This window comes from Salinisphaera sp. SWV1, from assembly GCF_052044155.1.
In the GTDB taxonomy this organism is placed as follows: domain Bacteria; phylum Pseudomonadota; class Gammaproteobacteria; order Nevskiales; family Salinisphaeraceae; genus Salinisphaera.
Window position 1 is genome coordinate 12,847 of record NZ_JBQDYE010000020.1, and the last position, 21,365, is coordinate 34,211.

General features: G+C 66.1%; 21 protein-coding genes. 17 read left to right on the plus strand and 4 right to left on the minus strand.

Annotated elements, in window-relative coordinates; all coding sequences use genetic code 11:
- The first annotated feature begins 11 nt into the window (after positions 1-11).
- The 3 genes from yajC to secF are packed head-to-tail and all read left to right on the plus strand — an operon-like array spanning position 12 to position 3,195.
- Positions 12-341: a preprotein translocase subunit YajC gene (gene yajC, locus ACS8YF_RS10960; RefSeq protein WP_109995016.1), complete on the plus strand. Its 330-nt coding sequence runs from the start codon at positions 12-14 to the stop codon at positions 339-341.
- 45 nt (positions 342-386) lie between these two features.
- On the plus strand, positions 387-2,240 hold the full coding sequence (secD, locus tag ACS8YF_RS10965; RefSeq protein WP_440850261.1) for a protein translocase subunit SecD: 1,854 nt from the start codon (positions 387-389) through the stop codon (positions 2,238-2,240).
- Positions 2,241-2,250: 10 nt separating this feature from the next.
- Positions 2,251-3,195 (plus strand): protein translocase subunit SecF, encoded by a 945-nt coding sequence (secF, locus tag ACS8YF_RS10970; RefSeq protein WP_440850262.1) that lies wholly within the window; start codon positions 2,251-2,253, stop codon positions 3,193-3,195.
- A 65-nt stretch (positions 3,196-3,260) separates the two neighbouring features.
- Here the strand turns inward: secF and ACS8YF_RS10975 are convergent, their stop codons facing one another.
- The gene (locus ACS8YF_RS10975) at positions 3,261-3,626 is read right to left on the minus strand and encodes a hypothetical protein (RefSeq protein ID WP_440850263.1); all 366 of its coding nucleotides are present in this window, start codon (positions 3,624-3,626) and stop codon (positions 3,261-3,263) included.
- Positions 3,627-3,902: 276 nt separating this feature from the next.
- Positions 3,903-4,697: an inositol monophosphatase family protein gene (locus tag ACS8YF_RS10980; RefSeq protein ID WP_440850264.1), complete on the minus strand. Its 795-nt coding sequence runs from the start codon at positions 4,695-4,697 to the stop codon at positions 3,903-3,905.
- Between the two features lie 69 nt (positions 4,698-4,766).
- Between ACS8YF_RS10980 and ACS8YF_RS10985 the strand changes: the two genes are divergently transcribed.
- From ACS8YF_RS10985 to der, 13 genes are all read left to right on the plus strand, one after another.
- Entirely contained in the window at positions 4,767-5,552 is a 786-nt protein-coding gene (locus ACS8YF_RS10985) for an RNA methyltransferase (protein WP_440850265.1), read from the plus strand.
- A 147-nt stretch (positions 5,553-5,699) separates the two neighbouring features.
- The gene (gene cysE / locus ACS8YF_RS10990; protein ID WP_440850266.1) at positions 5,700-6,431 is read left to right on the plus strand and encodes a serine O-acetyltransferase; all 732 of its coding nucleotides are present in this window, start codon (positions 5,700-5,702) and stop codon (positions 6,429-6,431) included.
- 1 nt (position 6,432) lies between these two features.
- A complete protein-coding gene (locus tag ACS8YF_RS10995) occupies positions 6,433-7,599 on the plus strand; it encodes a cysteine desulfurase family protein (protein WP_440850267.1) in 1,167 nt (388 codons plus the stop codon).
- A 5-nt stretch (positions 7,600-7,604) separates the two neighbouring features.
- Positions 7,605-7,973: an iron-sulfur cluster assembly scaffold protein gene (locus ACS8YF_RS11000; RefSeq protein WP_440850268.1), complete on the plus strand. Its 369-nt coding sequence runs from the start codon at positions 7,605-7,607 to the stop codon at positions 7,971-7,973.
- 4 nt (positions 7,974-7,977) lie between these two features.
- A complete protein-coding gene (locus ACS8YF_RS11005; protein ID WP_440850269.1) occupies positions 7,978-8,325 on the plus strand; it encodes a HesB/IscA family protein in 348 nt (115 codons plus the stop codon).
- 171 nt (positions 8,326-8,496) lie between these two features.
- Complete coding sequence (ndk, locus tag ACS8YF_RS11010; RefSeq protein ID WP_440850270.1) at positions 8,497-8,922, plus strand: nucleoside-diphosphate kinase; 426 nt, start codon at positions 8,497-8,499, stop codon at positions 8,920-8,922.
- 40 nt (positions 8,923-8,962) lie between these two features.
- Complete coding sequence (gene rlmN, locus ACS8YF_RS11015; protein ID WP_440850271.1) at positions 8,963-10,150, plus strand: 23S rRNA (adenine(2503)-C(2))-methyltransferase RlmN; 1,188 nt, start codon at positions 8,963-8,965, stop codon at positions 10,148-10,150.
- Positions 10,147-10,902, plus strand: a complete 756-nt coding sequence (gene pilW, locus ACS8YF_RS11020; RefSeq protein WP_440850272.1) for a type IV pilus biogenesis/stability protein PilW — start codon at positions 10,147-10,149, stop codon at positions 10,900-10,902. The genes rlmN and pilW overlap by 4 nt, the downstream gene beginning before the upstream one ends.
- Positions 10,899-12,125, plus strand: a complete 1,227-nt coding sequence (locus tag ACS8YF_RS11025; RefSeq protein ID WP_440850273.1) for a helix-turn-helix domain-containing protein — start codon at positions 10,899-10,901, stop codon at positions 12,123-12,125. Before pilW ends, ACS8YF_RS11025 begins: the two co-directional genes overlap by 4 nt.
- A gap of 196 nt (positions 12,126-12,321) precedes the next feature.
- A complete protein-coding gene (gene hisS, locus ACS8YF_RS11030; RefSeq protein WP_440850274.1) occupies positions 12,322-13,605 on the plus strand; it encodes a histidine--tRNA ligase in 1,284 nt (427 codons plus the stop codon).
- A 37-nt stretch (positions 13,606-13,642) separates the two neighbouring features.
- Complete coding sequence (locus ACS8YF_RS11035; RefSeq protein ID WP_440850275.1) at positions 13,643-14,317, plus strand: YfgM family protein; 675 nt, start codon at positions 13,643-13,645, stop codon at positions 14,315-14,317.
- Positions 14,314-15,486: an outer membrane protein assembly factor BamB gene (bamB, locus tag ACS8YF_RS11040; protein WP_440850276.1), complete on the plus strand. Its 1,173-nt coding sequence runs from the start codon at positions 14,314-14,316 to the stop codon at positions 15,484-15,486. The genes ACS8YF_RS11035 and bamB overlap by 4 nt, the downstream gene beginning before the upstream one ends.
- 3 nt (positions 15,487-15,489) lie before the next feature.
- Positions 15,490-16,851: a ribosome biogenesis GTPase Der gene (der, locus tag ACS8YF_RS11045; RefSeq protein ID WP_440850277.1), complete on the plus strand. Its 1,362-nt coding sequence runs from the start codon at positions 15,490-15,492 to the stop codon at positions 16,849-16,851.
- Positions 16,852-16,997: 146 nt separating this feature from the next.
- Here der and ACS8YF_RS11050 read toward each other — a convergent pair whose 3' ends face one another.
- Entirely contained in the window at positions 16,998-18,125 is a 1,128-nt protein-coding gene (locus tag ACS8YF_RS11050; RefSeq protein ID WP_440850278.1) for an SH3 domain-containing protein, read from the minus strand.
- Between the two features lie 58 nt (positions 18,126-18,183).
- On the minus strand, positions 18,184-19,563 hold the full coding sequence (gene xseA, locus ACS8YF_RS11055; RefSeq protein WP_440850279.1) for an exodeoxyribonuclease VII large subunit: 1,380 nt from the start codon (positions 19,561-19,563) through the stop codon (positions 18,184-18,186).
- A 177-nt stretch (positions 19,564-19,740) separates the two neighbouring features.
- On the opposite strand from xseA, the gene guaB reads away from it, so the two are divergent.
- Entirely contained in the window at positions 19,741-21,207 is a 1,467-nt protein-coding gene (gene guaB / locus ACS8YF_RS11060; RefSeq protein WP_440850314.1) for an IMP dehydrogenase, read from the plus strand.
- The last annotated feature ends 158 nt before the right edge of the window (positions 21,208-21,365 follow it).

The following is a 21,365-nucleotide window of genomic DNA, read 5'->3' on the forward strand; positions in this document are numbered from 1 at the left end:
GGCTTTTTATTATGGATTTTCTGATTCCCGTTGCACACGCCGCGGGCGGTGGTGCCGAAGGCGGCAGCGCCATCTATTCGATCGGCATGATCGTGGTTTTCTTCGCGATCATGTTCTTCCTGGTGATCCGTCCGCAGATGAAGCGGCAGAAGGAACACAAGAAGCTGATCGAGAGTCTGTCGAAAGGCAGCGAGATCGTCACCGCCGGCGGCGTGGCCGGCCGCATTCGCGAGGTCGGCGAGAATTTCCTGGTCGTGGAAGTGGCCAAGGATGTGGAGATCCGCGTTCAGAAGTCGTCCGTCACCAGCGTGGTGCCCAAGGGCACGATGGATTCGCTGTAAGTTCGCTCGGCGAGCGACCTGCGTTTTGCGATTGATCGGGGCCTTATGAACCGTTATCCGCTGTGGAAATATTTTCTGCTCGTCGTCGTGCTGGTCGTCGGCGTACTGTATGCGTTGCCCAACCTGTTCGGCGAACAGCCGGCGGTGCAGGTCTCCAAGGCCAACGGCAATGCCGCGACCCGGCAGCTCGAGAGCCGCGTCAAGAGCATTCTGTCCAACGCGGACATGGCAGCCCAGACCGTCACGCTCAACAACGGCCGCCTGCTGGCGCGTTACGGCGGTACCGACGCCCAGCTCAAGGCGGCCGGTGTCCTCAAGCGCAAGCTGGGCGATAACTACACAGTGGCGCTCAATCTGGCGCCCTCCACGCCGGCCTGGCTGCGGGCGATCAAGGCCCGGCCCATGTCGCTGGGCCTGGATTTGCGCGGGGGCGTGCACTTCCTGCTCCAGGTCGATATGGATACGGTGTTCAAGAACACCTACGATCGCTATGCCCGCGATGTGCCGCACTACCTGCGCAACCATTCGATCCGCTACCAGCGCGCCTACCGCGACGGTGACTCGGTCAAGCTCGTGTTTCCCGGCGCCGCGGCCATGCACCAGGCCAAGAACGCGTTGCCGAGCCAGTTCAACAACCTGCAGTTCAAGCAGGCGCCGAACGCGGACAACACGCTGGTCGCGACGCTCACCGACAGCCGCGCCCAGCATATCCGCAACTTCGCGCTCGAGCAGAACCTCACCACGCTGCGCAACCGCGTCAACGAACTCGGTGTGTCCCAGCCGCTGGTGCAGCGCCAGGGGCAGGACCGCATCGTGGTCGAGCTGCCGGGCGTGCAGGACACGGCCCAGGCCAAGCGTCTGCTCGGCAAGACCGCGACACTGCAGTATCGCCTGGTGGATCAGAAGCATGATGCGCAGCAGGCCGCCAAAACGGGCAATATTCCGTCCGGCGATCAGCTGTACCACACCAAAAACGGTCAGCCGATCCTGCTCAAGGATGACGTCATCGCATCGGGCGACCAGATCGTCGATGCCTCGGCCGGCTTCGATCAGAAAACCAACCAGCCGGCCGTTTTCGTGACGCTCGACGGCCAGGCGGCCAGCAAGATGTTCAACGTGACCTCATCGCACGTCGGTGATCCGATGGCGGTGCTCTACACCGAGACTCGCCTGGAGACGCATTACAAGAACGGCAAGAGGGTCACCACCCAGCACAAGGATCAGCGGGTGATCAGTGTGGCCAACATCCAGAGTGCGTTCGGCAAGCGCTTCCAGACCACGGGACTGCAGCGGGGCGAGGCACACGATCTCGCGCTGTTGCTGCGTGCCGGCGCCCTGGCCGCACCGGTGAATATCGTATCCGAGCGCACCATCGGCCCGAGCCTGGGCGCCGACAATATTGCCGAGGGTGAACGCGCGGTGGTGGTCGGTTTTCTGGTGGTGGTCGCCTTCATGGCGATCTACTACGGCATATTCGGGTTGATTGCGGATCTGGCGCTGTTCATGAATCTGGTGCTGGTGATAGCCGCGCTGTCGATCATGCAGGCCACGCTCACGCTGCCGGGCATTGCCGGCATCGTGCTGACGATCGGCATGGCGGTGGACGCCAACGTGCTGATCTTCGAGCGCATACGCGAAGAGCTGGATGCGGGCAACACGCCGCAGTCGGCGATCAAGAGCGGCTATGACAAAGCCTTCAGTTCGATCTTCGATGCCAATATCACGACGCTGATCGCGGCCCTCATGCTGTTCGGCTTCGGTACCGGCCCGGTCAAGGGCTTCGCGGTGACGCTCAGCCTGGGCATCGTGACTTCGATGTTCACTGCCATTATCGGTACGCGCGCGATCGTCAATCTGACGTACGGCCGCCGCAAGCGGCTCAAAAAGCTCTCGATCTAGGACCCGTGCTATGCGTCTGATCAAGTCCAACACCTCGATCGATTTCATCGGCAAGGGCCGATATGCGGTGATCGTGTCCGCGATCGTGCTGCTGGTGTCCTGTGTATCGCTGGGCGTCGGTAAGTTGTCGTTCGGTATCGATTTCACCGGCGGTGTCGTCGTGCACGTGCAATACCCGCACGAGGTCAGCCTGAACAAGGTGCGCAGTGCGCTCAGCGCGGCCGGGTACGCGCAGCCCACGGTTCAGCACTTCGGCAGCGCCGAGACCGCGCTGATTCGTCTGCCGGCCTCGGCCGGGCAGAAGAAGGCGGCCTCGGTCGGCGGCAAGGTGATGGATGCGCTCAAATCCGGGCCGCCGGGCGCGCAGCTGCAATCGGTGGAGTTCGTCGGCCCGCAGGTCGGTAGCGAGCTGGTCAACAAGGGCGCGCTGGCGCTGCTCTACACCGTGATCGCGATTCTCATCTATGTGATCTTCCGCTTTCACTGGAAACTCGCCACCGGCGCCGTGGCCGCGCTGGTGCACGATATCGTCGTCACGCTCGGCGTGTTTTCGCTCACGCACATGGATTTCGATCTGACCGTGCTGGCCGCGCTGCTGGCCGTGCTCGGCTACTCGCTCAACGATACCATCGTGGTCTACGACCGCATCCGCGAGAACTTCCGCCGCATGCGCAAGGCCACGCCGAAGGAAGTCGCCAATGCCGCCATCAACCAGACGCTGGCGCGTACGCTGATGACCTCCGGCACCACGCTGATGACGCTGCTGGCGCTGTTCTTCCTCGGCGGCCCGGTCATCCACGGCTTCGCTGCGGCGCTGTTGGTGGGTATCATCACCGGCACCTACTCGTCGATTTTCGTGGCCAGCGCGCTGGCGCTGTACTTCAAGCTCAATGCCCAGGACCTGTTCCCGCCCAAGGAAGAGGACGCAGCGAAGGCCGCCAAGGTTACGCGCTGATCGGTACGCCGCCCGGCGGACGGCGCGCGGGCACCCAGGAGGGGCCGTCATCGACGGCCCAGCGACTATCTCCATGTGGCGTGGATGTACGCCGGCATGTCGGCATCAATGGCCGGGTCGCCGTGGCGGATGCCATCGGGGCAGGACTCGGCCCGGCGCTGGGCGCGCCCGGTCGTGTCGGCGCCCGCGGTGGCGGCGATATAGGCCAGCGTCATATGCATGCCGGCGGAAATGCCGGCCCAGATCCCGATGTTCTCGTCGCGAACATCACGTTGCTCGACGACCTGAACGGCTTCGTCGCCGGCCAGTCGATCGAGCGAAGCGTAGTTGGGGCGGCCTTCGAGCAGGCCGGCGCCGACCGGAATCAGCGCCCTGGTGCACACCGACAGCAGCGGCGCACGCGCGGGATGCGCGCGCACCAACGCCAGCATGGCCGGGCACGAGCAATGCATCGAACGCGGCGTCGCCCGGCAGCAGCCGGAGGCCCTTGGCGCAGCGGATGCCGTCCGTGCGCTGGCCGACCAGCAGGCGTTCGCTCGGCCCTGCGCCGGGTTGGCCCGAACGCCGATCAGTTCCCGGCGGCCGAGCCGGTCAAGCCCTTCATGGGTCGTCAAAGACGAGAAATCCGAATCGCATGCCGGTCGCGCCGTGCTGAATGACGCGGGCCGCATCCGGACGGGCGCGGGCTGGGCCAGGACGTGCCGCGATCAGCGCCCGCCGCGCGGGGTTTTCACGATCTTGTCGAGCATCTGCGGGTAGAGCTTGGGGTTGGTCGCGAGGATATTGCCGGTCTCCAGCGGATCAGCGTCGTTGTCGTGCGCATCGGATGCGATGCCGCCGGCGGCGCGGACCATGAGCATGCCGGCGGCCAGATCCCAGGCCGACAGCCCGATTTCCCAGTAGCCGTCGAGCCGGCCGGCCGCCACATAGGCCAGGTCGAGCGCGGCGGACCCGGAGTGCCGCATGTGCCCGCAGGCCGACAGCATGCGGTTGTACAGCGGCAGATAAGTCGTGATATCGCCCTGACGGCGGTAGGCGAAACCGGTGGACAGCATCGATTCACGCAGGCGTACCGTGTTCGACACGCGCATCCGGTGGCCGTCGACGCTCGCCCCGTTGCCACGCTCGGCGATGAACAGCTCGTCCTTGACCGGGTCGTAGATCACGCCGTGCTCGACCACGCCGTTGACGCGACAGCCGATCGACACGCAGAAATGCGGAATGCCGCGCATGAAGTTCATGGTGCCGTCGATCGGGTCGATCACCCAGACCGTGTCCGAGTCGCCGGTCTCGCCCGATTCCTCGGCCAGAAACGCATGCCCCGGGTAGTTGCGCCGGATGGTGTCGATGATTGTGGCTTCGGCGCGCTGGTCGGCCTCGGTCACGAAATCGTTCTCGGCTTTCCGGGTCACCTGGCCGGTATCGCCGCGGCGGTAGTAGGACAGGATGACGTCACCGGCACGCCGCGCGGCGGTGACTGCGATATTGGTCAGGGGTTGCATGAAGCGGGCGCCTAAAAAGAAGCTAGCGTAACATTAGCGCTCTGTTTTTCCCCGCTGCCACGTCCCTTGATGAGCGATTCCGCGCCCCAGAACCCGAGGCCCGACGCGGCCGTGCTATCCCGCCTGCGCATCGTACTCGTGGGCGCGCAGCATCCCGGCAATATCGGTGCGGCAGCACGCGCAATGAAGGTTATGGGCTTGTCGGACCTGGCTCTGGTCGCGCCCGAGCGTTATCCGGACCCCGAGGCCACCGCGCGCGCCTCCGGGGCCGACGATGTGCTGGCTGGTGCGCATCGGCACGACACGCTGGATCAGGCGCTGGCGGATTGTGTGCTGACCATCGGCACGAGCGCTCGCAGTCGTCGAACCCAGTGGCCGTTGATCGATGCACGCGCCGCGGCCGTGCGCGCGGTCGCGGCCACCGCCAACGGGCCGGTGGCGCTGGTATTCGGGCGTGAACGCTCCGGACTGAACAACGCCGAACTGGATCGTTGCCAGCTGCATCTTCAGGTGCCGACCAATCCCGAGTACAGCTCGCTCAATCTGGCGGCGGCGGTGCAGGTCGTGGCTTATGAGTTGCGTGTGGCCAGCGGTCACGGCATCGCCGCGGGCGAGGTGCACGTGCCGGTTCCGGCCGCCGATATGGAAGGCCTGTTCCAGCACTGGCACGATGTGCTGGTCGCTGCGGGGTTTCTCGATCCGAGCGAGCCGCGCATCCTCATGCGGCGGCTGCGGCGGCTGTTCAATCGCGCCGCGCCGGATCGCATCGAGACCAACATCCTGCGCGGCGCGCTGCGCGCGCTGGATCCGCGTCGTCTGCCCAACCGCAAGCCGGGCGCGGGCGACGATCGATAGCGCGTGCCGCCCACTGGACGTGGGCGCTACACTTGATCCTGGCGTTTTCGGCCCGAAATAGTCGTCTACGTTTGGTCCATGCGCGCCATGGCGCGCCGGCGACAGGCCGCGCGCCCCTATCCGCGGCGCCACGTTTGGGGTTAGCCGATGTTTGCTCGCTTTAAGGAAGATCTGGATACGGTATTCGAGCGCGACCCGGCGGCCCGCAGCGTATGGGAAGTCATCTTCACCTATCCCGGGCTGCATGCGATCTGGTGGCATCGCGTTGCCCACTGGTGCTGGAACCACGGCATGAAATGGATCGCACGATTCATTTCGCATCTGTCGCGCTGGGTCACGGGCATCGAGATTCATCCCGGTGCCGTGATCGGGCGTCGGTTTTTCATCGACCATGGCTTCGGTGTCACGATCGGCGAGACCACCATCATTGGCGACGATTGCACGATCTATCAGGGCGTGACCCTGGGGGGCACCAGCTGGAGCCCGGGCAAGCGTCATCCGACGCTCGAGAACGATGTGGTCGTCGGCGCCGGTGCCAAGGTGCTCGGGCCGTTCACGGTGGGCCAGGGCGCACGTATCGGGTCGAACGCTGTCGTGGTCAAGGAAGTCCCGCCCGGCTGCACCGCCGTGGGCGTGCCGGCCAAGCTGGTCAAGTGCAAGGACGGCACGCCCGAGGACCGGCGCAAGGAAACCGCGGATCGGATCGGTTTCTCGATGTATGGCGTGACCCAGGACATGCCCGATCCGGTCGCGCGCGGCATCGACGCCATGCTCGATCACATCGATGCGCTGGAGCGGCGGCAGGACGAGTTGGAACAACTCACCCGGCGGCTCGGCGCGCGTCTTGACGAAAAGCACCCGGAAACCGATCACGTCTGATATGCGCGCCGCGATCTATCTCGACCATGCGGCCACCGCGCCGCTGGCGCCGGGCGTGGCCGAGGCCATGCACGAGGCGCTGGTGGACGCCGCCGGCAATCCGTCGTCGCCGCACCCGCCGGGACGGCGCGCCCGGGCGCGGGTGGACGCCGCCGGCGAGACGCTGGCCGCGCTGATCGGCGCCGAACCGCGCGAGATCGTCTGGACCTCCGGTGCGACCGAATCGTCGAATCTGGCGCTGCGCGGCGTGGCCGAGTTCGTGGGCGACGGTGCGCGCATCGTTTCCGTCGTGACCGAGCACCCGGCCACCCGCGACACGCTCGGTGTGCTTGCGAAAAAAGGGGTGACGGTCGACTGGCTGCCGGTCGACGAGGGCGGCGCGATCGACGCGGGCGAGCTGGCGGCCGCCCTGGCGCAGGGCCCGGATCTGGTTTCGATCATGCACGTCAACAACGAAACCGGCGTGATCCACGATATTCCGGCGATCGCCGAGCAATGCGCGGCAGCCGGCGTCGCCCTGCATGTGGACGCGGCGCAAAGCCTGGCGCGGCTCGCGATCGACGTGAGGCGGACGCCGATCGCGCTGATGTCGTTGTCGGCGCACAAGATCGGCGGCCCGAAGGGCGTCGGCGCGCTGTATATCCGTCGGCGCGTGCCGCGCATCGGGCTTGTGCCCCAGGTCATCGGCGGCGGACAGCAGCGCGGCCTGCGCGCCGGCACGCTGCCCACGCACCAGATTGCCGGTTTTGGCGCGGCGGCGGCACATGCGGCACGGCACGGCGTGGCGGCACAGCCGGCATGGGCGCGCCTGCGCGACGCATTGTGGGACGCCATCGCGCCCGTCGGCGGCCTGTATCGCAACGGGCGCCCGGAACACACCGCGGCGCCGTTTCTGAGCGTGAGCGTGAGCGGCGTGCACGGCGCGGCGCTGGTGGCGGGGCTCAACGAAGGTGAGCCCGAGCTTGCGGTATCGGCCGGCGCGGCCTGCAGTGCGGCCAAGGGCGAGTCCTCGCATGTGGCCCGTGCCATGGGCCGCTCGCCCCGCGAAGCGGCCGCGACCATTCGTTTTTCCCTGGGCCCCGGGGTGGATGACGCGGCCATTGCGGCGGCGGGGCAGCGGTTCACGGACGAAGTGACGCGGCTGCGTGCGCTGGCCGCGGCGGTTTGAATCGCATGCTGGCCAGCGAAACGATCATGGCACGTTTTCTGCGCCCGGCCCGGGCCGTCGCGCCGGAAACAGCCGCGGGCTGGCCGGCCAGCGGCGCCGCCGAAACGCCCGGCGAGGACGCGCGTTGCCGCGTGTTCCTGGCGCGCGACGACGCCGCCCGGCTGCGCGCGGCGTTCGCGGCGTTCGGCCCGCCGGTGGTCGTGGCCTGTGCCGACTGGGTCTGTGAACAGGTGACTGGCCAGACGACCGAATTTGCGCGTATTCTTACATTGGCCGATGTCGAGAAGGCGTTGGCTCTGACGCCGACACAGCGATACGCTGGGTTGGTGGCGATCGACGCGTTGGCCAACGCGATGATCAATCTGGGACGATAGCGTTATGAGCGAAACAACACTGCAAACCGAAGGTCTGGTGCTGACCGAAGCCGCCGCGGCGCGGATCCGGTATCAGCTTGAAAAACGCGGACATGGTCTGGGTCTGCGCCTGGGTGTCCGCAAGTCCGGCTGCAGCGGTTACATGTACACCATGGACTATGCCGACGAGATCGACGACGACGACGATGTGTTCGAGGGCCATGGGGCGCGTGTGGTGGTGGCCCGCAAGCATATGCAGGTACTCGCGGGCACGATCGTCGATTTCCGTTCCGAAGGCCTGAACCGCATGTTCCGGTTCGACAATCCGCGGGCCAGGAACGCCTGCGGCTGTGGCGAGTCGTTCATGGTGTAGTGGCCGGGCGGGCGCCGGGCGTTCGCGCGGTCCGGCGTTCGCCATCGATTCGATTCGTTCGATACCCTGACAGGGCACGCGTGTCCGCGATACAATGCGAGGTTATCCGCGCGCACATGCATCATGCGTGCGGCGTATATCATCCATCGTATTGTTTCAGTAGGAGAATCCATGGCCGTCGAGCGCACCCTGTCGATCATCAAACCCGACGCAGTCGCCAAGAACGTGATCGGTGAGATTTATCGCCGTTTCGAGAATGCCGATCTCAAGATCATCGGCGCCCGCATGATGCAGCTGTCGCGGGAAGATGCCGAGCAGTTCTACGCCGTGCATTCCGAGCGCCCGTTTTTCAACGCGCTGGTCGAGTTCATGATCTCCGGCCCGGTCATGGTCCAGGTTCTGGAAGGCGAGAACGCCATCGCCAGGAACCGCGACCTGATGGGCGCGACCAACCCGAAGGAAGCCGAGGCCGGCACCATCCGCGGCGATTTCGCCGATTCCATCGACGCCAACGCCGTACACGGCTCGGACGGCCAGGACACCGCCGCGACCGAGATCGATTTCTTCTTCGGCCAGGGCGGCCTCTGCCCGCGCTAGGCGCAGGCGCCGAACCGAAGCCTATCCGGACCGATTCGCCATGACGAATGCCGACAGCGACAACCTGACCCCGACCCGAACCAGCGCGACCGCCAGCGGTACGCGTGTCAATCTGTTCGGCCTCGACCGGGAGGCCATGTCGGCGTTTTTCAAGCAGCATGGTGAATCGGCATTTCGGGCAAAGCAGGTCATGCAGTGGATCTATGCCCGCGGCGTGACCGATTTCGCGGCCATGACCGACCTGTCCAAGAAACTGCGGGAACGCCTGCCAGAGATCGCGGAGATCCGGCCGCCGGCCCGTATTCGCGAACAGGCCAGCCGCGACGGTACGCGCAAGTGGCTGCTCGCGGTCACCGAGGACATGGATCCGGATAACGCCATCGAGGCGGTCTATATTCCCGAGGCCGATCGCGCGACGCTGTGCATCTCGTCGCAGATCGGCTGCGCGCTGGACTGTTCCTTCTGCGCTACCGGCAAGCAGGGGCTGAACCGGAATCTGACCACGGCCGAAATCGTCGGTCAGGTCTGGATGGCCGAACATGACCTGCGTGCCCAGGGCAAGGTGCACGGCGAACGCGCGCTGTCGAACATCGTCTTCATGGGCATGGGCGAGCCGCTGGCCAACTACCGCGCGGTGGTGCCGGCGATCCGTATCCTGCTCGACGACTACGGCTTCGGCCTGTCCAAGCGGCGGGTGACGGTGTCGACCTCCGGCATGGTGCCGTTCATGGACCGGCTGCGTGCCGAGGTGGACGTGGCTCTGGCGGTATCGCTGCATGCGCCGACCGATGCGCTACGCGACGAGTTGGTGCCGATCAACCGCAAGTATCCGCTCGACGAGCTGATGGCGGCCTGCGATCGCTACGTCGAGGGCAAGGAGCGCCGGGCCCACGTGGTCTATGAATACGTGCTGCTGGCCGGCGTCAACGACCAGCCCGAGCATGCCCGCAATCTGGTCCGGCTGCTCGGTAACCGGCAGGCCAAGGTCAACCTCATTCCCTTCAATCCATTCGACGGTTCGGGCTACGAGCGCCCGCCCGAGGCGAGCATCCGCGCCTTCCAGGATGCGCTGCATGCCCGGGGGCTGCGCACCACCGTGCGGCGAACGCGCGGCGACGATATCGACGCCGCCTGCGGGCAGCTCGTCGGCCGCGTGCGCAGCAAGCAGAAACGGCATTTCCGCGACGTGCCGATTCGTGTCGAATCCCGGCCGGCTCCGCGCGTATGAGCCGACGTCTGGTTGCGCTGGTCGCTCCGGTTGTGCTGGCGGCGCTGCTGTCGGCGGCCGGTTGTGCGACGGACGGCGGCGTCAATCGCCAGGACGCGGCCGCGGCGAATGCCAACGTGGGTGCCAACTTTTTGCACAAGGGGCAGAACGACCGCGCTCGACAGGCCTTTCAAAAGGCACTGCAATACGACGCCGATAACTTCACCGCCAATTGGGGCATGGCGGTCGTGAGCGAGCGGCTCGACGAGCCGGCTCGGGCGAAACGGTATTTCAAGAAGACGCTGTCGATAAGGCCGGCGGCCGAGGTTTACAACAGCTACGCTGCCTTTCTCTGTGAGCAAGGCAAGACCGATCAGGGCCTGGCTAATTTCAAGCGCGCACTGAATGCCGGGAGTTCGGGCGATCGCGCTGACAGCCTGGCCAACGCCGGCCTGTGCCTGTACCGGGCGAAGCGCACGAAACAGGCTGCCCAATATTTCCGTCGCGCACTCAAGGCCGATCCGAAACAGGCGACAGCCCTGACGCATCTGGCCTCAATCGAATACCATGCGCAGAATTACTTGAGCGCGCGCGCGTTCATCGAACGCGCCGACGCTGCGACCAAGCTCGATGCCGCCCAGCTGTTGCTGGCCGCGCGTATCGAACTGGCGCTGCACGACCGGTCCGCCGCGGCGGCCTATCTCAAGCGCCACAATGCGAACAAGCCGACGGCAAGCCGATCGCTGAGCCAACTGGAGTCATCGCGTCAATGAACGCAACGCACGACGATCAATTCGATGAACCAAAAGAGCCGGGCCTGGCCCCGCGCGCCGAGGACGAAGCGGCGTCGCCGGGCCTGACGCGCAACAAGTCCGAGGGCCTCACCCCGGGCGAAATTCTGCGTGAGGGGCGTCTCGCACACGATTACACCGTCGCGGATCTCTGTGCGCAGACCCGGCTCAGCCGCCACACGATCGATGCGCTCGAGGAGAACGATTTCCAGGCGTTGTCGCAGCCGGTGTTCGCGCGCGGCTACTATCGCCAGTGCGCCAAGGTCCTCGATCTGAACGTCGATCGGCTGATGGCGGCCTATACGGCGCTGGTGGGCGAGGCAGCGCCGAAGCCGCGGCTCGATCACCGCTCGGTTGGCGCCGGCATTATTCCGCAGGATGTGACCCCGGGTGGCGGCTTCCGCTTCCGGGGGCTGTTGATTCTTGCGCTCATCGTTGTGGCCGTGGTCGCGGCGGTCGTGTTCGTGCTGCCGTCCACTGGCGTGCCGGGCGCGATCACCGGCAACAGCAGCAGTGGCAATGCCGTTCAGCCCAGTCAGCCCAATCAAAGCGCGAAATCCTTCGAGTTCAATTCATCCAGTTCATCGAACAGCACTGGCGGCAGCGGCGCGCCCAGCAGCGAACCCACGACCAGCAGCCCCAGTGTCAGCAGTGCCGGCACCAGTAGAACCAACAGTACGGGTGGGGGTAGCAGCAGTAACGCCAGCAAAGCCGGCGGCGGCACGAACAGTCAAGGCGCCGTTGCGACAGGGGCCGACAACAGCATCACGCCCAGCGTGGTTGGCGGTAACAGCGGCTCGTCGCGTACCGGCAAGCAGCCCGGCGGGCGCAACGTCAATCAGTCGCTTGGCCTCACCACCACGCCGAGCCCGGCGGGTGATAATTCAACCGCGTCGGGCGCCGAGCCAGCGCAGCAGAACGCGCCACCGGCCGTGCCGCCCAACCGTCTCGTGCTCAAGTTCAGCAAGCGGTCGTGGGTGCGCGTGACCGATGCCAACGGTGATCGCATGGCATCGGGCATCTTCCAGTCCGGTGATACCAAGGAATTCAACGGCACACCGCCGTACAAGATCACGCTCGGCTATGCGCCCGGGGTGAAAGTGACCATCGGTGGGCAGCCGGTGGACGTCGCCGGACATACCAGCGGGGGCGGTATCGCGCACCTGACGGTCAACGCGGCGAGCAGCGGCAACGGCAACGGCTAGTGTGCCCTCACGTCGATTCGCGCGATGGATTTCGCGCGGTTTTGTCCTGTCGGGCGACGCGCGTCGATCGGGCCTTTCCGCGAATAAGGCCAATGGCCGCAACGGGGCATGGCGACCAAAAGCGCCGGAACAGGGTGATGAATAGGCGTCACGGGACACAGGCGCCCGGGCTGTACAGTCACGATAGAAGGGTTCGATGAGTCAGCGTATTCAATCGATCCGCGGCATGCAGGATGTGCTGCCCGCGGAAAACGCGTTGTGGCACACGCTGGAACGCACGGCGGCCGATGTGTTCGCGGCCTACGGCTACGAACAGATCCGGTTGCCGATCATGGAACGGACCGGTCTGTTCGAGCGGGGCGTCGGTGAAGTAACCGACATCGTCGAGAAGGAGCTCTATACCTTCGACGACCGCGGTGGCGAATCCATGTCGCTGCGGCCGGAGGGCACGGCGGGCGCGGTGCGCGCCGGGATCCAGCACGGTCTGCTGCATAATGCCACGCAGCGCCTGTGGTACGTCGGGCCGATGTTTCGCTACGAGCGGCCGCAGAAGGGGCGCCAGCGCCAGTTCCATCAGTTCGGTGTAGAGGCCTTCGGTCAGGCCGGGCCGGATGTGGATATCGAGCAGATCGCGATGTCGTCGCGACTTTTCAGTCGTCTTGGCATCACCGGCCTGCGGCTCGAGATCAATACGCTCGGCACCCCGGCCGAGCGGGCGACGTATCGCGATGCGCTGCATGCGTATTTCAGCGCCCATCACGAAACGCTCGACGCCGACAGCAAGCGCCGCCTGGACCGGAACCCGCTGCGTATTCTCGACAGCAAGAACCCGGAGATGGCCGCGCTCATCGCGGCCGCACCGGCGTTGACCGATTATCTCGGCCCGGAATCGGCCGCGCATTTCCAGGGACTGTGCGACGGCATCGCCGCGCTCGGCATCGACTACAGCATCAATCCGCGTCTGGTCCGCGGCCTGGATTACTACACGCGCACCGTGTTCGAGTGGCTCACCGATGATCTCGGCGCCCAGAACGCCGTGTGCTCGGGTGGTCGTTTCGATGGTCTGGTGGCCCAGCTCGGCGGTTCGGATACGCCGGCGACCGGTTTTGCCATGGGCGTCGAACGCGTGGTCGCGTTGATGGAGGCGCAGGGCGTTGCACTCGACGATGTGGCGCCGCAGGCCTATCTGGTCCACACCGGCGACGCGGCCAGCGCGCGGGTGCCGGCGTTGGCCGAACGCCTGCGCGATGCGCTGCCCGAGTTGCGACTGCGCGTGCATGCAGGGGGCGGCAGCTTCAAGTCGCAGTTCAAGAAGGCGGACAAGAGCGGGGCCCGTCTGGCGCTGGTGTTCGGTGACGACGAGGCTGCCAACGATACACTCCAGATCAAACCGCTGACCGACGACCGGGAACAGGAAACAGTGGGGCTCGCCGAGGCGCCGGCACGTATCGCCGCGCTGCTGGCCGATGCGCGCGGCTGACGCGACAGTCGACGGAACGAAACGACAAAGGACGGGAATGGCGGACTACGACGACAACGAAGAGCTGGCGAGCCTGACGCGCTGGTGGTCCAGGAACGGGACGGCCGCGATCATCGGTGTGCTCATCGGGCTGCTTGCGATTGGTGGCTGGTACGCCTGGGGCTGGTACAGCAATCGTCAGGATGCCCATGCGGCCGACATGTACGCCCAGGTCCAGCACGGCATCAGCACCGACAATGTCACCGCTGGCGTCGACAATCTCGTGTCGACGCTCGAGAGCGATTACAGCGGCACGCCCTATGCCGGCGCCGCGGCCCTGGCCATGGCCGCCTACCAGGTCCATCAGGACAAGCTCGACAAGGCCGCCGCCCAGCTCGACTGGGCGATGAAAAATGCCAAGGGCGAGGGCATCCGCCAGATCGCCGCGGTGCGCAAGGCGCGCGTGCTCTGGGCCGAGAACAAGCCCGATGCGGCGCTCAAGTTATTGAAACAGGATCATCCGGCATCGTTTGATTCGCTCTATGCCGAGCTGGCCGGCGATATCCATGCAGCGCAGGGCGATCGCAAGGCGGCGCATGCGGCCTACAAGAAGGCGCTGGCGAAGCTGCCGCCCGATGCGTCGCGGCACATGCTCGAGCAGAAACTCCATCAGAATGCACCGGCGTCGGCCGCCGGTGACACGCCGACCGATTCGAAGAAGTCCGACTCATGAACAATTATCGACGCAAGCTCGCCTGCCTGACGCCGCTGCTGATCGCGGTCACGGTCGGCCTGACCGCCTGTGGCGGCGGTGCCACCATCAACCAGCCGAAACCGCTCACCAAACTGCCGAACCCGGCCTTCCGGATGCAGGTGCTCTGGCATGCCAACGGCGGCAGCGGCGCCGGCAAGGACGAAGGCGGCTTCGTGCCCGCGGTGGCGAACGGTCGGGTGTATGTAGCGAACAGCAACGGCGAAGTCGTGGCGCTGAAGCTGGCCAACGGGCACCGCGTGTGGCATGTCGATACCCATGAACACCTCATTTCCGGTCCGTCCGTGGTTGACGGCACGTTGCTGGTCGGCACCCGCAACGGCGAGGTTATCGCGCTGTCCGCCGATGACGGCAGCAAGGACTGGAGCGCCGATCTGTCGAGCGAGGTGATCGCGGCCCCGGCCGGCACCGCCAATCTGGTGGTTGCGCGTACGGTCGACGGGCATGTCGCCGCGCTGGACATGGCCACCGGCGACCGGCTCTGGACCATCGAGGGCAGCGTACCGAACCTGACCATGCGCGGCACGGCCTCGCCGGTCATTCAGGGCAACACGGTCTACGTCGGCATGGACAGCGGCAAGGTCCAGGCGCTGGATCTGGCCACCGGTGAACAGCGTTGGGAGCAGACCGTGGCGCTGCCGGAAGGCCGCTCGGAACTCGACCGTATCGTCGACGTCGACGCCAATCCGTTGATCGACGGCAACAGTGTCTACGCGATCAGCGCGGGCGACGCGCTGGTGTCCATGAATATTCATGGTGGCGGGATTCGCTGGAAGCACAAGATCGCCTCGGAAAACAATCTGGCGGTCGACGGCAGCAACGTCTATGCCACCGACATGAACAGCGTGGTCTGGGCCGTATCGCAGGCCAACGGCGAATCGGTGTGGAAGCAGGACGCGCTCAAATACCGCAAGCTCTCGGCACCGGCCGTCGTCGATGGGCATGTACTGGTCGGCGACTATGCGGGCTATCTGCACTGGCTGTCGCCGAACGACGGGTCCGTCGAGGGGCGCGGCCGCCCGTTTGACCAGGCGATCCGCGCGCAGCCGGTCGTGGTCGGAGACCGGGCGATCGTGCTCGGCGCCGACGGCGAGGTCGCCGCCGTGCGCTTTGCCTCCAGCGGTAGTTGATCCGTGGCGGACAGCGGGGCCGTTCTTCCGGTCATCGCACTGGTCGGCCGGCCGAACGTCGGCAAGTCGACCCTGTTCAATCGGCTGACGCGATCCCGGGATGCCCTGGTGGCGGACCAGCCCGGGGTCACGCGGGACCGGCAGTACGGCTATGCCACGCATGCCGGCCGGCGCTTCATCGTGGTCGATACCGGCGGCATCGGCCAGGATGACGAGGATATCGACACGCGAGCGCTGGCCCAGACCGATGCGGCGCTGGCGGAGGCCGATGCGGTGCTACTGGTGGTGGATTGCCGCCAGGGGCTGATGGCCGGCGATCGGGCGATCGCCGAGCGCCTGCGGCGCAACGGCCAGCAGGTCATCGTGGTGGTGAACAAGAGCGAAGGCCAGGCCAACGTCACGGCCAACGCCGAATTCCATGCGCTGGGGCTGGGCGAGCCGTGGGCGATCTCGGCCGAGCATGGCGATCGGGTCAATCTGCTGCTGGAACGGGTGTTCGCCGATCTGCCCGAGCCGCGTGCTGCGGTGCGCGCCCACCGCCCCGATGCCATCCGCATCGCGCTGCTGGGCCGGCCGAATGCCGGCAAGTCCACACTGGTCAACCGGCTGGTGGGCGACGAGCGCATGCTCACGCAGGACGCGCCGGGGACCACGCGCGACGCCGTGGCCAGCGAATTCTTTTTCGACGACAAGCCGTATGTCATCGTCGACACGGCGGGTGTGCGGCGTCGTTCGAAGGTCGACGACGGCATCGAGAAGCTGAGTGTGATCAAGGCCATGCAGGCGGCCGAACAGGCCCAGGTCGTGGTGCTCATGCTGGATGCGCGGGCCGGGCTGTCGACCCAGGATATCCGCCTGCTCAATCTGGCGATCGAGCGTGGCCGGGCGGCCGTAATCGTGCTCAACAAGTGGGACGGCCTGTCGCCGGATGAGCGTGCGAAACTGCATGCGAAGGTCGTTGAGCGCATGGGCGCGTTCGACTATCTGCCCTTGTTGTTCGTTTCCGCCTTGCACGGCTCCGGGCTGCGCGATCTGCTCGATGCCGTACAGGCCTCGTACCGGGCAGCCTTCGCCGAACTGTCAACGCCGCAGGTCTCACGCGCGCTGGAAGACGCCGTGGCGGCCCACGCGCCGCCGGCCGTCCACGGGCGCCGTATCAAGCTGCGCTTCGCCCATCAGGGCGGGCGCAATCCGCCCAAGATCGTGATCCACGGCAACCAGACGCAGCGGCTGTCGGCCGAATACAAGCGTTATCTGGTGCGCCGCTTCCGGGCGCACTTCAACCTGTTCGGCACGCCGATACAACTGGTGTTCAAGAACAGCGACAACCCCTACGTCGACAAGCCGCGCGCGCAACGCCGCTAGGCGCCGCGGCCTGCGAGCCGCGATGCCCGGCGTGTTCGTTGTCGCGTTGACGCAGCACCCGCGCGGGTCGAGCCGGCGGACGCTACCGGGACGGGTGGCAGGCGGGGGCATTCATGTGCTGGCCGCCGCCGCGCCCGTCCGGCATGTCAATGCTTGAGCAAGAAGTTGGCTACCCAGCCTTTGCGGCCGTCGCCGAACCGCACATAACGCCAGCCATGATCCTTTTTCAATATCGCGACCGGGTCGCCCTGCCGCGCCTGCAACAGCACCTTGGAGTGTGTGCTCGGCCGGCTGCGAATATTGACCACCTTGCCCGCGATCCTGGCCTGCGGGGCTCCTGAGGCCGCCTGCTGAGCGGTCGTCGAACTGGCGGATCCGGCGCCCGCCGCCGTATTCTTCGCCGCGCTCGTGCTGTTCGATGCGGCGGTCGCGGAGGTCTTGCCGGCGGCGTTGCTGCCGTGATCCGCGCGGCTGTTGGTGCTGCCCGCCGAAGCGCTCGCGCACTGGCCAAACACGCTCTTGAACCAGCCGCACTGGCTGGCGTGCGCGCTGCCCGCGGTACCGCCGGTATGGATGTTGGAATATTCCGACGCCGTGCGGGTGTTATAGGGCTCGGTATGGCCGTCGGCGAACACCAGGTGTGGCGACATCTTTTGCGGTTTGACCTTGAGCGGGCCCTCGGCGATACGGGTGCTCTGGGCCTTCGGCATGGTGGTGGGCTTCTTGCCATCGATCGTGAACTGCCAGACTTCCACCTGCAGGGTATCGCCCTTGCGCTTCCAGCCGACCACCAGGCCGTTGTCGTTGTAGGTGTAGTACAGACGGCGGATCTGCATCCAGATCATCGCGTCGTCCATGTTTTCGAAGTTGCGATAGCCCTCTTCATAACGCAGCTTGGAGATGCCATGGGCGGGCTTCCAGACCTTGGGTGTGCCGTCGAAGTACAGCCCCTTGGCCGACTCACCGGCGAAGCGTTTTTGGCGTGGCTTGGCGATCACCCCGCGTCGCAGGCCGTCCCAGTCGAACACACGGCGCAGGCCGGGACCGGCCTCGATCTTGATATGGCCTTCGGCGGTGTCGGCCACCACCTGCGTGCCCGGCTTGAGTACGGCCTTGTTGACGCTTGGCACGTCGCCGGCGGGCTTGGGAATTGGCGGCGGCTGCGGTGTGGACAGCTTTGGGCCCGTCGCGCAGCCGGTGGCCGCCAGCGCGCCGATCAGCGCGGTCGCGGCGAATGTCAGGCGCAGGCAGGCATGGTGCGGCGTACTCGTCATAACGATGTCGGGACCCCTTGGGTTTCAGCGTAACGGCCGGATGCGATGCGCCGGCCGTTCAATCGCGGTTGTTGTGTTCCTTCAGGCCGGCCCGCTCATGGCGGGCGCGAACCTCGCAGTCCAGTCGCCCCCGTGCCAGATCGATCGCGACGGTTTCGCCTACGGCCACGGTCGAAGCGTCGCGCAGAACATCGCCCTGCGCGTCGCGAGCTATAGCATAACCACGTTCCAGCGTCTGTAGGGGACTGACACTATGCAGTGCCCGCACCGCCGAACCGAGCCGGCGCTGCGCGGTCTCGAGCCGACGGATACCCGTGCGCTCAAGACGTTGCGACAGGCCGTCGAGCGCGTGTTCGGCCTGTGTCAGGCGGCGGGCCGGCGTGGCCCGGTGCAAGCGGTCTGCGACTAATTGCAGATGTCGTCGATGCGCGCTCATTTGCCCCTGCGCGATGCGCGCAAGCCGCAACTCCGCCTCGTCCAGCCGCTGGGCCGCCGTTTCCAGCCGTCGGCGTGGGCGCTGGCGCGCCAGGCGCTGTTCCAGACCGGCCAGGCGTTGGCGCGCCTCGGCCAGCCGCGCGTTGATGCGCTGCTGCAGCCGCGCGCTGGCTTGTGGCAGCTGCGCCGCGCGCGCGGCCATGTCCGGGCACACCAGCTCGGCCGCCGCCGAGGGCGTCGCCGCACGCACATCGGCGGCGAGATCGGCGATGGTCACATCCACCTCGTGGCCCACGCCCGAGACCACCGGAATCGGGCAGGCCACGATCGCGCGGGCGACGGTTTCATCGTTGAACGCCCAAAGATCCTCCAGCGAGCCGCCGCCGCGTACGAGCAGGATTACGTCGCAATCCGCCCGTTGCCCGGCGCGGCCCAAGGCCGCCACGATCGCGGGCGGCGCGGCCTCGCCCTGAACCGGCACCGGATAGACGCGCAGCGCGCCGAGCGGATAACGCCGCGACACCACCGACAGCACGTCGCGAATCGCCGCGCCCGTGGCCGAGGTAATCACGCCGATGCGGGCGGGGGCGCCGGGCAGGGCGCGTTTGCGCTCGACCGCGAACAGGCCCTCGGCGTCCAGTCGCGCACGCAGCGCTTCGAAGGCGCGTTGCAGCGCGCCGGCGCCGGCATCCTCGGCGTGCTCGACGATCAACTGGTAGTCGCCGCGTGCGGCATACAAGCTCACGCGCGCGCGAACGCGAATCTGCACGCCGTTGTCGAGCGCCACGCGCAGCAGCCGTGCCTTGTTGCGGAACAGCGCACAGCGCACCTGCGCCTCGCCGTCCTTGAGCGAAAAGTACACATGCCCCGAGCGCGGCCGCGCCAGGTTGGAGATCTCGCCCTCGACCCAAAGCAGGCCGAAACTCTGCTCCAGCAGGTCGCGGGCCGCGCGGTTGAGTTCGCTGACGGTGAATACGATGGGGCCGGAATCGGCTGCGGTCATGTGCGGTTTGGCCTGTCTGAATGCGCGGTACGTCGGGATGAGTGCGGGCGCGGATAGTCGCCGCGGCAATCGCCTAGTGAACCAAGGCGCGCGAGCTTGTATAATCCGCGGTCTTTGCGGCGGCCACAACGCGCATCCGGCGCAAACAGGCCGCTCACCGCTGGCGAGCCTATGACCCTGAGAATCAGTGAGCAAGCGCTGACGTTCGACGACGTCCTGCTGCAACCCGCGTATTCCGACGTGCTGCCGCGTCAGGTCGATCTGTCGACCCGGCTCACGCGCGGCATCACCCTCAACATTCCGCTGGTCTCCGCCGCCATGGACACGGTCACCGAGGCCGGGCTGGCGATCGCACTGGCGCAGGAGGGGGGCATCGGCATCATCCACAAGTCGATGTCGGGCGAGAAACAGGCGCAGCACGTGCGCACGGTCAAGAAATATGAATCCGGCGTTATTTCCGACCCGATCACCGTCGGTCCGAACGCCACCATCCGCGAAGTGCTGGATCTCACGCGCGCGCAAGGCATCTCGGGCGTGCCGGTGGTCGATAACGGCGCACCGGTGGGCATTGTCACCAGCCGCGATCTGCGTTTCGAGACCCGTTTCGATGCGCCGGTTACGTCGGTGATGACGCCGCGCGAGAAGCTGATTACGGTGCACGAGGGCGCCGATCGCGAGGAAATTCTCGGCCTGTTTCATGCCCATCGCATCGAAAAGGTGCTGGTGGTCAACGGTGACTTCGCGCTGCGCGGCATGATCACCGTCAAGGACATTCAGAAGTCCAGCGATTTCCCCAATGCCTGCAAGGACGCCGCCGGCAGCCTGCGTGTGGGCGCGGCCGTCGGCCCGGGCCCGGATGCCTTCGAGCGCGTACAGGCGCTGGTCAACGCCGGTGTGGACGTGGTCGTGGTCGATACCGCGCATGGCCATTCCTCCGGGGTGCTCGATACCGTCCGCGAACTCAAGACACGCTTTCCCGAGCTGCAGCTCATCGGCGGCAACGTCGGCACGGCCGAGGGCGCGCGGGCGCTGGTCGATGCCGGCGTGGACGCAGTCAAGGTCGGTATCGGCCCGGGCTCTATCTGTACCACCCGCATCGTGGCCGGCATCGGCGTGCCGCAAATCTCGGCCGTGGCCAACGTGGTTGCCGAACTGTCGAGCACCGACGTGCCGGTAATCGCCGACGGCGGCATCCGCTTCTCGGGCGATGTGGCCAAAGCGCTCGTCGCCGGCGCTGATGCGGTGATGATCGGCGGCATGTTCGCCGGCACCGAAGAGGCGCCCGGCGAAATCGAACTCTACCAGGGCCGTTCGTTCAAGGCCTACCGCGGCATGGGCTCGCTGGGCGCGATGAGCGGCAGCCAGGGCAGCGCCGACCGCTATTTCCAGGACCCCTCCGAGGAAATCCAGAAGCTCGTGCCGGAAGGCATCGAAGGCCGCGTGCCCTACAAGGGCCCGCTCGGCGGCATTGTGCACCAGCTCATCGGCGGCCTGCGCGCGGCCATGGGTTACACCGGCTGCCACAACATCGCCGAAATGCGCACCAAGCCCACGTTCGTGCAGATCACGTCCGCCGGCATGAAGGAGTCGCATGTCCACGACGTGAACATCACCAAGGAAGCGCCGAACTACCGCGTCGATTAAAGCGTGCTCGGCGTTGTTTGCACGTGAAAGCGCAGGTCTGGTTGGGTCTGCGCTTTTCTTGTTTTGGAGAAGTTTTTTTATCCGCAGATCGACACAGATACACGCAGATTGAAGACAAGCGGTTTAATCAGAGCACATCGCATATTCGCATCGATCGC